Annotated in this window: 10 protein-coding genes, 1 tRNA gene and 1 pseudogene; 9 read left to right on the top strand and 3 right to left on the bottom strand. The window is 42.6% G+C overall.

All coding sequences use genetic code 11. From position 1 onward, the window contains the following. Positions 1–49 precede the first annotated feature (49 nt). Positions 50–418 (top strand): annotated as a pseudogene (locus DWY79_RS16825) (phosphoglycerate mutase family protein); the annotation flags it as partial. Here the strand turns inward: DWY79_RS16825 and DWY79_RS16820 are convergent. Further along, a complete protein-coding gene (locus DWY79_RS16820; RefSeq protein WP_122369855.1) occupies positions 419–1,183 on the bottom strand; it encodes a LuxR C-terminal-related transcriptional regulator in 765 nt (254 codons plus the stop codon). 227 nt (positions 1,184–1,410) lie between these two features. Here DWY79_RS16820 and DWY79_RS16815 point away from each other — a divergent pair, with 227 nt between their 5' ends. From DWY79_RS16815 to DWY79_RS16795, 5 genes are all read left to right on the top strand, one after another. Then, the gene (locus DWY79_RS16815) at positions 1,411–1,725 is read left to right on the top strand and encodes a helix-turn-helix domain-containing protein (protein WP_122369853.1); all 315 of its coding nucleotides are present in this window, start codon (positions 1,411–1,413) and stop codon (positions 1,723–1,725) included. After that, positions 1,712–2,005, top strand: a complete 294-nt coding sequence (locus tag DWY79_RS16810) for a DUF3876 domain-containing protein (protein ID WP_122369851.1) — start codon at positions 1,712–1,714, stop codon at positions 2,003–2,005. Before DWY79_RS16815 ends, DWY79_RS16810 begins: the two co-directional genes overlap by 14 nt. 53 nt (positions 2,006–2,058) lie before the next feature. Next, positions 2,059–2,352 (top strand): helix-turn-helix domain-containing protein, encoded by a 294-nt coding sequence (locus tag DWY79_RS16805; RefSeq protein ID WP_004293696.1) that lies wholly within the window; start codon positions 2,059–2,061, stop codon positions 2,350–2,352. Between the two features lie 92 nt (positions 2,353–2,444). Then, positions 2,445–2,972 (top strand): GNAT family N-acetyltransferase, encoded by a 528-nt coding sequence (locus DWY79_RS16800; protein WP_122369849.1) that lies wholly within the window; start codon positions 2,445–2,447, stop codon positions 2,970–2,972. Between the two features lie 320 nt (positions 2,973–3,292). Next, positions 3,293–4,405 carry a putative phage abortive infection protein gene (locus DWY79_RS16795; protein ID WP_122369847.1) on the top strand — a complete coding sequence of 371 codons (1,113 nt, stop codon included), beginning with the start codon at positions 3,293–3,295 and terminating at the stop codon, positions 4,403–4,405. Positions 4,406–4,460: 55 nt separating this feature from the next. Here the strand turns inward: DWY79_RS16795 and DWY79_RS16790 are convergent, their stop codons facing one another. Further along, positions 4,461–5,681 (bottom strand): site-specific integrase, encoded by a 1,221-nt coding sequence (locus tag DWY79_RS16790; RefSeq protein WP_122369845.1) that lies wholly within the window; start codon positions 5,679–5,681, stop codon positions 4,461–4,463. Positions 5,682–5,922: 241 nt separating this feature from the next. Further along, positions 5,923–5,995 (bottom strand) — tRNA-Lys (locus tag DWY79_RS16785). Between the two features lie 494 nt (positions 5,996–6,489). On the opposite strand from DWY79_RS16785, the gene ettA reads away from it, so the two are divergent. The 3 genes from ettA to glyA all read left to right on the top strand — a co-directional run bounded on the left by ettA (position 6,490) and on the right by glyA (position 10,270). Beyond that, the gene (gene ettA / locus DWY79_RS16780) at positions 6,490–8,178 is read left to right on the top strand and encodes an energy-dependent translational throttle protein EttA (protein WP_005856590.1); all 1,689 of its coding nucleotides are present in this window, start codon (positions 6,490–6,492) and stop codon (positions 8,176–8,178) included. 26 nt (positions 8,179–8,204) lie between these two features. Continuing rightward, positions 8,205–8,858, top strand: coding sequence for a DUF1080 domain-containing protein (locus tag DWY79_RS16775; RefSeq protein WP_121960926.1), 654 nt, complete (start codon positions 8,205–8,207; stop codon positions 8,856–8,858). 131 nt (positions 8,859–8,989) lie between these two features. Beyond that, positions 8,990–10,270, top strand: coding sequence for a serine hydroxymethyltransferase (gene glyA, locus DWY79_RS16770; RefSeq protein ID WP_005856586.1), 1,281 nt, complete (start codon positions 8,990–8,992; stop codon positions 10,268–10,270). Positions 10,271–10,345: the final 75 nt, after the last annotated feature.

Here is a 10,345-nt window from a genome sequence, read left to right as displayed (position 1 = left end):
ACAAGGGGGCAGAATCGCTTGGTTTTAGGGGGCAGCTTACACTGGATTTTCCAAACGGCTCTCTTTAAAGGAAATCCAATTTAAGAATCTGGTTCAGACAGAAGAAGAGTGCATCGAATGGCACGCCATTTACGAAGATGAGGACAGGAACACGTGGAAGTTTGACATGATTCATATTCGTAAAGGCTCAAAATATGATGGTGTGGTTGAAAAAGTAACTGCTGCCATTACGAACCGACTTACTCCTGAAATCAAGCAAACTATCCTTCAAATTAAATTCGATGTGCTGGACGGAGTACAGATTCCCGGCATAGAAATCTATCATGCTGTTTTCGTGGGTGGAGTTCGCAATTATGAAGAACTGGAACAATGGAGAAAAACAAATCCGCTGACAAATAGCTTAGATTGGCTGCCGTAATCAATAGAGAATACCGAAACTTTCTGCCCGATTAATGGCTTCGATCACATTATCAACATTCAATTTTGCCAATATATTCTTGCGGTGATTGTTCACTGTATAAATACTAAGGTTCAGTTTAGATGCAATCTCCTTGCTTAAAAAGCCTTGCCGGATTAGTAAGAGTATTTCCTTTTCCCGCTTGGTTAATTGTTGGTCTGCTGGAACAACTGCCGATGCAAGTATCTCACCTGTCTTCCGATTAATAACTGTTCGCTTGATTCGTTCCATAGGTGCTTGATCGGGTGAAAGATCCATCACTCCCATAATCATCCATGCTTTTCCGTTTTTGTCTTTCTGAATTACTTGGTGGCGACTGATTACATTCACATATTCTTGCCGGGCATTCAGCATACGAATCTGGAATATCTGCTGATAATCATTCCTTTGTTCTTGCGGAAGTGAATAGATGAACTGCCCGTGTTCAATCTGGTGTTCGATGAGTTGCGCCCGGTCGTCCGGGTGAATCCGTTCCTCCAATAAATCCCCCTGCTTGTGAATCGTCTTTATCCATGTAGGGTTATATCCGAAGATAGTAGCAAAATTATCGGATGCAAAATCGTACCGTTCTTTGAAAACATCTACCGTAAAGATGCAACTTTGGCTCATTTGTGAGAATGTCTGTATAGATGCTTTGCGTTCATTCCACAAATCATAGTCCACATCCAGCGGGCTGATCTGCTGTCTTGCCCATAATTCTTCGGGAGTTATCTTATTGGTAGTCATGCGGCAAAGATAAGCGATAAATCTTTTCGTATCTCTATTTCCATTTGACTTTCTAAGTAAATGCGTTCAAAAAACGAATATCTCATTAGTCTATTCCAATTGAATTAAGCCAGAGGTAGACAGGATATACCACTTCCAGACAGTTTTGAAAACGGCTCTTGATTCTTCTTTCATTTGCCGATGAAAATAGAATCAACACGTTTTATAAACCATTAAAAATTAAAAGCATGGAAGTAGTAACCATTGAAAAGAGAACCTTTTCGTATGTCTGCGAGCGGTTCACCGAGTTTGCCAAACGAATAGAAAGTTTGTGCAGCATTCATACGCAGAAAGTAGAAAACTGGCTGGATAGTCAGGAAGTGTGCCTGTTGTTAGGCTTTAGTAAACGAACGCTACAATATTACCGAAGTAGCGGACGGCTGGCTTATTCTCAAATCGGCAGCAAGATTTATTATAAGTCTTCCGATATTGAAAGAATTATTGCGGACAGTGAAACACAAAATCAATCAGCCAAACAAATTATGCCTTATGAGAAGAACTAAAGAAGATTACCCGTCCTTCAACCTGTTTTCTATTGTCGGCACATGGGAAAGCGTTAATCTGAATCCTACGGTTATCATCTACCGGAACGACAAAGAGTATCTTCTTTCTATTATATATGTATCGGAAACCACTAAACAGGCTTCGCCCGCTACTTATGAGATACAGCAAGATGGTAGCCAGTATTTTATTGCCATTGCATCCAAACGGCTCTATGTAGATTATGATTCGGCAAAAGATGTACTTAGCATTTCATCGCTGGGTGACTATTTGCGCAACTGACCAGCTATCTAGCCATCTTGAAATCAATATTTCAATAAAACAATCTTTCAATCATGGAACTAATAAATAAAGATACCCCACAAGTCAAAGAATTTATTTCTTCGCTCGATTCAATGCTGAACGGCATTGAATCTATTGTCAAGCACTACAAGCCCCACCTGAACGGGGAACGCTTTCTTTCTAACAATGAAGTTTCCAAGAAACTGAATGTCAGTTTGCGAACCTTACAAGAGTGGAGAGATACAGGGCTAATCCCCTTTATCCAGATAAAAGGTAAAATCATCTATCGCCAGAGCGATATTGATAAGCTGCTCCAAAAGCACTACTTTGAAAGCTGGAAAGAATAACTATCTAAAAGAGTATGATTTCCACTATCTTAAAAGGAAGCCTCTTTTATTAAGGTGGAAATTATACCTTTGCATTCCAAACAGTTGCAATTATGAAGTTTGTAATAGAATCCGGCACACCTGCCGATATTGACGAATTAGAAAAGTTGTATGATGATCTGAATGATTATCTATCAGCTACCACCAACTATCCCGGATGGATAAAAGGCATTTATCCTATTCGTGAAGATGCGGTTGTTGGCATAGAAAATAATACTCTTTTTGTTGTCAGGTATGACGGAAAGATAGCTGGCTCTATTATATTAGACCATCATCCCGATGAAGCCTATAATAGTGTAAGGTGGAAAATAGAAACTAACTACAGCCATATTTTTGTGATACGCACTTTTGTGGTGCATCCCTCATTCTTGAAAATGGGTATCGGTCGTGCTTTGATGGACTATTCGTTTAAACTGGCTCAACAATCAGGCATAAAATCTATTCGTTTGGATGTGTATGAGAATAATCTTCCGGCAATTTCTCTCTATGAGAAATGCGGTTTTGAATACATTGATACTGTAGATTTAGGTTTTGGCAACTACGGACTGAATTGGTTCAAACTGTACGAGAAACTTGTTTAAACTCTAATCAAGTGGAAGACGTTTTCATTATGTCAGCCCCGAAGACATTGTTTTTCGGAATTTAATTTGAATCATTGACTTTTCCAGTGAAGTATTTAGTCTGTGCAAGTCTTTAGATGAAAATACTCTCGAGCATAGTGAGAGGAAGATTTTCATCTAAACCGAAGGCTTGGACTTGAACAGGCTAAATACGGAACTTACCTTTGTCAATGTTTCATATTAGATTTAGAGATAAATTATATTTTGAATCAATATTGTTTAAAATCATTGAATGTTCTTTGCAGAAAAGGATTATATTTGTACATTAAACAAATTGGATTATGAAAAGGTATATATGGTTTCTAATAATTATAGGCATTCTGTTTGCTTTATCTGCTCCCATTTTATTTACTCAAAAGTGGAGTAATATTGATTTTATGGAAACTGGTCAAATTGGTGATACTATTGGAGGAACTACAGCTCCAATAATAGGACTCCTTAGCGTTTTATTACTTTTTTACACACTATGGGAACAAATAGAGTTTAATAAAAAGCAGAAAGAAATATCAATAGATGAACAGTTTAAGTCTACATTTTTTAATTTGCTACAAACTCAAAGAGATATACTTGAAAGAGTGTCTGGTAAATTTACGAAATTAGGACTCTTTGTGTATGAAGAATATCCTCAGCATAATAATGACATTAAGATTATGAAAGGGAACAAAGGATGGGCTACAGTAAAGAATAAGCCTATTGATGTTGAAAGTAGAGGGCTGGAATTTTTTAAATTAGCAAAAGAACAATTGCAGCTTATTTTCTACTCGTTAGATTCTAAAGAATATTATAAAGGTTATAATATCGAAGAAGCATATGAAGCTGAAATGGATTTGGAGGGGAAAATAATAAGAGGATGTAATATTCCTAGTGAAATAGAAAAAGAACAAGATATACTCATTAGAAACACAAGAAAACCTTTTAGAATATCTTATATAAATGATAAATACAAAATCTCTCAAAAACTGCATAGTGAGTATCAAAGCATGTCTATCGAGAAAAAAATAGCTTTAGGTTATGCTTTTTTCTTTAATAATTATGAGAATATTGGGTATTATTTCAGACACTTATATCGAATTTTAAAATTTATCAAAATGAGTGAAGATGAAAAACTTGAAATTTGGAAAGGTAAAGCTTCGGAAGCAGAAAAAGAGAACATCCATAATCAATTTAAGCAGTATGCACAGTTTATTCAAGCACAAATGTCTATAGACGAATTATTATTGCTTTTTTATAATAGCTTTTTATTTGACAAAGCTAAAGAACTGATAATATATTATGATCTATTAGAAAATTTGACTATTCAAAATCTAATTAAAAACGATCATAATTGTATTGATGATTTGAAACTTAAAGATAAAAAAAATCTCTTTTTAAATTTGTTGAAAAATACTCAATGATATATACTAGTGTAATAAAGAAGACATTAAAACACTAGTATATACTTCGCAATTTTTATATAGTTAATTCCGACAGACAACTATTTACTTTTTGCATATCCTTAAAAATATTTTGATCCAGTACCCGTGCATAGTGTTTGGTTACGCTTGTATCTGCATGACCTAACATCTTAGCAACATTCTCCATACTCACGCCATTCGCAAGGCAAATGCTTGTGGCATAGCTGTGTCTTGCTGAATGTGTGCACAGATTTTTCTGCAACCTGCATACATCGGCAATCTCTTTCAAATAACTGTTCATGCGCTGATTGCTCAATACAGGCAATAGTTTTCCGGTACATTCTGCCACATTTTTATACTTTTCAAGTATTGAAGCTGCCACAGGTAGCACAGGAATGTTACACATGATTTTTGTCTTTTGCCGGTTCTTCCTTATCCAAAGTTCCCCTTTGTTGTCTTTTACCAAGTGTTCGGGTGATAAATCTTTCACATCGCTGAACGCCAAGCCAGTAAAAATGCAAAAGACAAAAACGTCACGTACCTGTTCTACTCGTTTAATTGTAAACTCTTTGGCGAGAATGATTTTAATCTCGTCCATCGTCAGAAATTCAGGATCGGTTTCTTCCAATTTGAAACGGTAGTAAGCAAACGGATCTTTCTTTATCCAGTCGTTTTCCAAAGCAATACGGATAATCTTCTTTAAATTCTTCAATCGGGTAATAGCGGAGTTCTGCGCACAACCTTTTTCAATCTTCAAGAAAGCATCGAACTTAGAAATGAAGTTGGCTTCCAAGTTATTCAGGGCAATATCAGATAACTGATATTCTTTCTTAATGAATTCCTCCAAATATCGGGTAGTGGTTTCATACCGTTGAACGGTTTTACTAACAAAGTCTTTGCCGATCAGCTTACGACTTTGTTCGTTGTGTTCTCTGAATACTTGCAAAAGGGTTTTGCTTTCTTCATCCACACCATAATACAGTTTTCTCACAAGATCAACGGTGATAACCTTGTCGGAAGTTTCCAGTTCCCTATAAATTTGGTGTATGCGTGAGCGTGTGATTTCTAAGTAGTGGTTCAGTTCCACCGACATACGGTCTTTTCCTTTTGAATTCTCTTTTGCTTGATTCCATAGGTTTACGGGACAACTTCTTTTGATAGAAATATCTACCATACAGCCGTTTACAGTGATTCTCATGCACACAGGTGCTTCTCCGTTCTTTAATAACTTGGCTTTTTTGATAAAGAACAAAACAGAAAATGATTTTCGAGCCATTTTTACATCGTTTTTAAGTTACAAAACTATGTATTCTCTTCCAAAGTAAGTCTATGCAAAATACTATGAATCAGCGAGAACGATGCAAATTCGTGGGACTTTTTAGAACTAAATTTTAGTCCCACGATTTATCCACCGATAATATGCTTGAAACGGCTATTTTCTGCTACCTGCCAGAAAAAAGAAATCCCTGATAATGTCTGATTATCAGGGATTTGCTTGGCTTTTCTTTCGTTTTCAGTGATCCGCCTGGGGCTCGAACCCAGGACCCCAACATTAAAAGTGTTGTGCTCTACCAGCTGAGCTAGCGAATCATCCTGTGCGTTACTTTTGTAATGCGAGTGCAAAGATAGGGGGTTTTATTTTATTATACAAATTTCAAGAGGGGTAAATTTTAGTTTTTTCATGGGGAGCAAACGCAAGAAACAAGATATAAGCACTTTACATCACGTATTACATCATGCATAAACCGGTTACATATCTTCACAAGACGAAGACGAACCACAATCCTAAATCGTTAGGATCACACAACCTAAAGCCACATGATCGCACAGTCCTAACCACAACGCCGCACAACCTCTCCTACCCTTCATTTATGATAACGCTAAAACTCAACTTCCGAGGAATAGCATATCTACCGGCTTCTTGCACAAGAGAATTGAACCGAGTAATCTCCACACGCCAAACTTGGCAATCGGTAGATATCTGATACCTATGATCTTTGTTCATTTGTAAAATAAAAGATATTTACGTAGATTTGTACACCATTATTTTAAGTTAAGGAACCAATTAACACACAAAAAATTATATGGCAGACGATAAGAAGATTATTTTCTCGATGGTAGGCGTGAACAAGATCTTTCCGCCTCAAAAACAGGTTTTAAAGAATATATATCTGTCCTTTTTCTATGGGGCGAAGATCGGAATCATCGGATTGAATGGTTCCGGTAAATCTACGTTGCTGAAGATTATCGCCGGTATTGATAAGGATTATCAAGGAGAGGTGGTCTTCTCCCCCGGGTATTCCGTAGGGTATCTGGAGCAGGATCCTAAGTTGGAGCCGGGCAAGACCGTGAAGGAGATCGTGCAGGAAGGCGTGCAGGAGATCGTGGACACCTTGAAAGAATATGAGGAGGTGAACGAGCGATTCGGCGATCCGGAGGTGCTGGAAGATCCGGATAAGATGGATGCCTTGATCAACCGTCAGGCGGAGTTGCAGGACAAGATCGACGCTACGGACGCATGGAACCTCGACAGCCGTCTGGAACGTGCCATGGACGCTTTGCGTTGTCCGCCGGAGGATCAGGTGGTGGATACGTTGTCCGGAGGCGAGCGTCGCCGGGTGGCCCTTTGCCGATTGCTGCTCCAGCAGCCGGACGTATTGCTGTTGGATGAGCCGACCAACCACTTGGACGCCGAGTCGATCGACTGGCTGGAGCAACATCTGCAACAATATGCCGGTACCGTTATCTGCATCACGCACGACCGTTACTTCCTAGACCACGTGGCCGGATGGATCCTTGAGCTGGATCGTGGCGAGGGTATCCCTTGGAAGGGTAATTACTCCTCTTGGCTAGACCAGAAGACGAAGCGTATGGCTCAAGAAGAGAAGCAAGTCAGCAAGCGCCGTAAGACCTTGGAGCGTGAGCTGGAATGGATCAATATGGCGCCGAAGGCCCGTCACGCCAAGGGTAAGGCACGTCTGAACTCGTACGAGGCCCTCTTGAACGAGGACCAGAAGGAGCGTGAGGCTAAGCTGGAGATCTTCATCCCGAACGGCCCTCGCTTGGGCAATAAGGTGATCGAGGCACAGCATGTGGCGAAGGCGTTCGGCGATAAGCTGCTGTTCGATGATTTGAACTTCATGCTTCCCCCGAACGGTATCGTGGGAGTCATCGGGCCAAACGGTGCCGGTAAGACTACCTTATTTAAGATGATCATGGGCATGGAAAGCATCGACAAGGGGACCTTCGAGGTGGGCGAGACCGTACAAGTAGGTTACGCCGACCAGACCCATAAGGATATAGACCCGAAAAAGACCGTTTACCAAGTCGTATCCGGCGGACAAGAATTCATCCGTATGGGCGGCAAGGAGGTGAACGCACGCGCTTACCTGTCTAAATTCAATTTCGCGGGAGCGGATCAAGAGAAGCTATGCGGCGTACTCTCCGGAGGAGAGCGTAACCGCCTGCATCTGGCGCTGACGCTGAAAGCGGACGCAAACGTATTGCTGCTCGACGAGCCGACCAACGATATCGACGTGAACACGCTACGTGCCTTGGAGGAGGGGCTGGAGAACTTCGCCGGTTGCGCCGTCGTCGTCTCTCACGACCGTTGGTTCTTGGACCGTATCTGTACCCATATCCTGTCGTTCGAGGGCGATTCCAACGTGGTCTTCTACGAAGGGACCTATTCCGAGTACGAGGAATACAAACGTAAGACCTTGGGCGACGCCGAGCCGAAACGGGTACGCTATCGCAAACTAATCGTTGATTAATCATACTATAAATAGAGTTTAATGCCATGAAAAAAAGAATGCTATCTTTGGCTGTATTAGCCGCTTCCCTCTTCTGTTTCTCCGATGGGGCGAACGCACAGAAGACCGAGAAACTGTTCAACGGGAAAGACCTGTCTAACTGGAATTTCGTAGTCGACAAAAACTCCGTCCCCGCCGATCAGGTCTATTCCGTACGCGACGGTAAGATCTTCATCACCGGCCAGCCTTTCGGCTATATGTACACCAAGGAGAAATACAGCGACTATAAATTGCACGTGGAATGGCGTTGGCCGAATGGGGATTCCAACGCCAATAGCGGTATCTTCTTACACATCGTAGATTTCCAGAATCCCTTCCCGAACAGTATCGAATGCAACCTGCAAGCCGGGAGGGCCGGATTGTTCGTACTGCTGGGAGGCTCCGACCTTGTCGAGTACCAGCAACGCCCGGGAGAGGAACGTCCCTTCTTCCCTGTCGTAAAGAACGTGAACCCGTCCAGCGAGAAGCCCGCCGGAGAGTGGAACGAGGCGAACATCTTCGTGAAAGACGGCGTCATCACCGTTTACATCAACGGCGTATACCAGAACACCGGAACCAACAAGGTGAAGGAAGGCCATATCGGGCTACAGAGCGAGGGTAAGGAGGTTGAGTTCAGAAACGTAACCCTCACCAAGTGGTAAGCGGAGCCGTTTCCGGCGCATCTGTAATAATTAAACGGAATCTTTTAAATAGTATTAAAATAATATAGTACATTCGCGAGGATTCCTTTTCAATGAGGAACATATCATTGCAATAACCAATTTAAGAGGTAATGAAAAGAGACAACATCATTTTTGACATTATCGAGAAGGAGCACCAACGCCAATTGAAAGGCATTGAGTTGATCGCTTCCGAGAACTTTGTCAGCGACCAGGTCATGCAGGCCATGGGAAGCTGTCTGACCAACAAATACGCCGAGGGATATCCCGGCAAGCGTTATTATGGGGGTTGCGAGGTAGTAGACCAAAGTGAGACGATCGCTATCGAACGGTTGAAAAAGCTATTCAACGCCGAATGGGCCAACGTGCAGCCTCACTCCGGGGCGCAGGCCAACGCAGCCGTATTCTTCGCCGTATTGAATCCGGGCGACACGTTCCTCGGGTTGAACCTGTCGCATGGCGGACACCTGTCCCACGGTTCACCAGTAAATAGCTCCGGCGTTCTCTATCACGCTACCGAATATAATGTAAAGGAAGATACCGGACGGGTGGACTACGACCAGATGGAGGAAGTAGCCCTTCGTGAGAAACCGAAATTGATCGTTGGCGGTGGTTCCGCTTATTCCCGTGACTGGGATTACAAACGTATGCGTGAGATAGCCGACAAGGTAGGCGCCTTATTGATGATCGATATGGCTCACCCGGCAGGCCTGATCGCCGCCGGTTTACTGAACAACCCGCTGGAGTACGCTCACATCGTAACGTCTACGACGCATAAGACCCTGCGGGGTCCTCGTGGCGGTATCATCCTGCTGGGTAAGGATTTCGAGAATCCTTGGGGCAAGAAGACACCGAAAGGCGAGATCAAGAAGATGTCTCAGTTGTTGGACTCCGCCGTATTCCCGGGTATCCAGGGTGGTCCGCTGGAGCATGTGATCGCGGCCAAGGCCGTAGCCTTCGGAGAGGCTTTGGAGCCGGAATACAAGACGTACCAAGCACAGGTGAAAGCGAACGCCGCCGCTATGGCCAAGGCCTTCACGGACAAAGGGTACAAGATCATCTCCGGCGGTACGGACAACCACAGCATGCTGATCGACCTGCGCACGAAGTTCCCCGACCTGACCGGTAAGGTGGCCGAGAAAGCCTTGGTAGCCGCCGACATCACGGTGAACAAGAACATGGTTCCGTTCGACAGCCGCTCGGCCTTCCAGACCTCCGGTATCCGTGTGGGTACGCCCGCTATCACGACCCGTGGCGCTAAAGAGCCGCTTATGGGCGAGATCGTGGAACTGATCGACACCGTATTGGCCGCTCCCGAATGCGATAAGACCATCGGCGCCGTTCGTGAGAAGGTGAACGGTATCATGAAGGAATATCCTATCTTCGCATGGTAAATAGGAAATTGAGAATTGAGAATTGAAAAGGATGCCAAACGGCATCTTATCTTCAACTCTCAATTCTCTTTTTAA

It is taken from the genome of Parabacteroides sp. AF27-14, from assembly GCF_003635425.1.
Classification (GTDB): Bacteria; Bacteroidota; Bacteroidia; order Bacteroidales; family Tannerellaceae; genus Parabacteroides; species Parabacteroides distasonis.
Note: the sequence above shows the minus strand (reverse complement) of the source record. Positions and strands in the feature narration are given on the sequence as shown.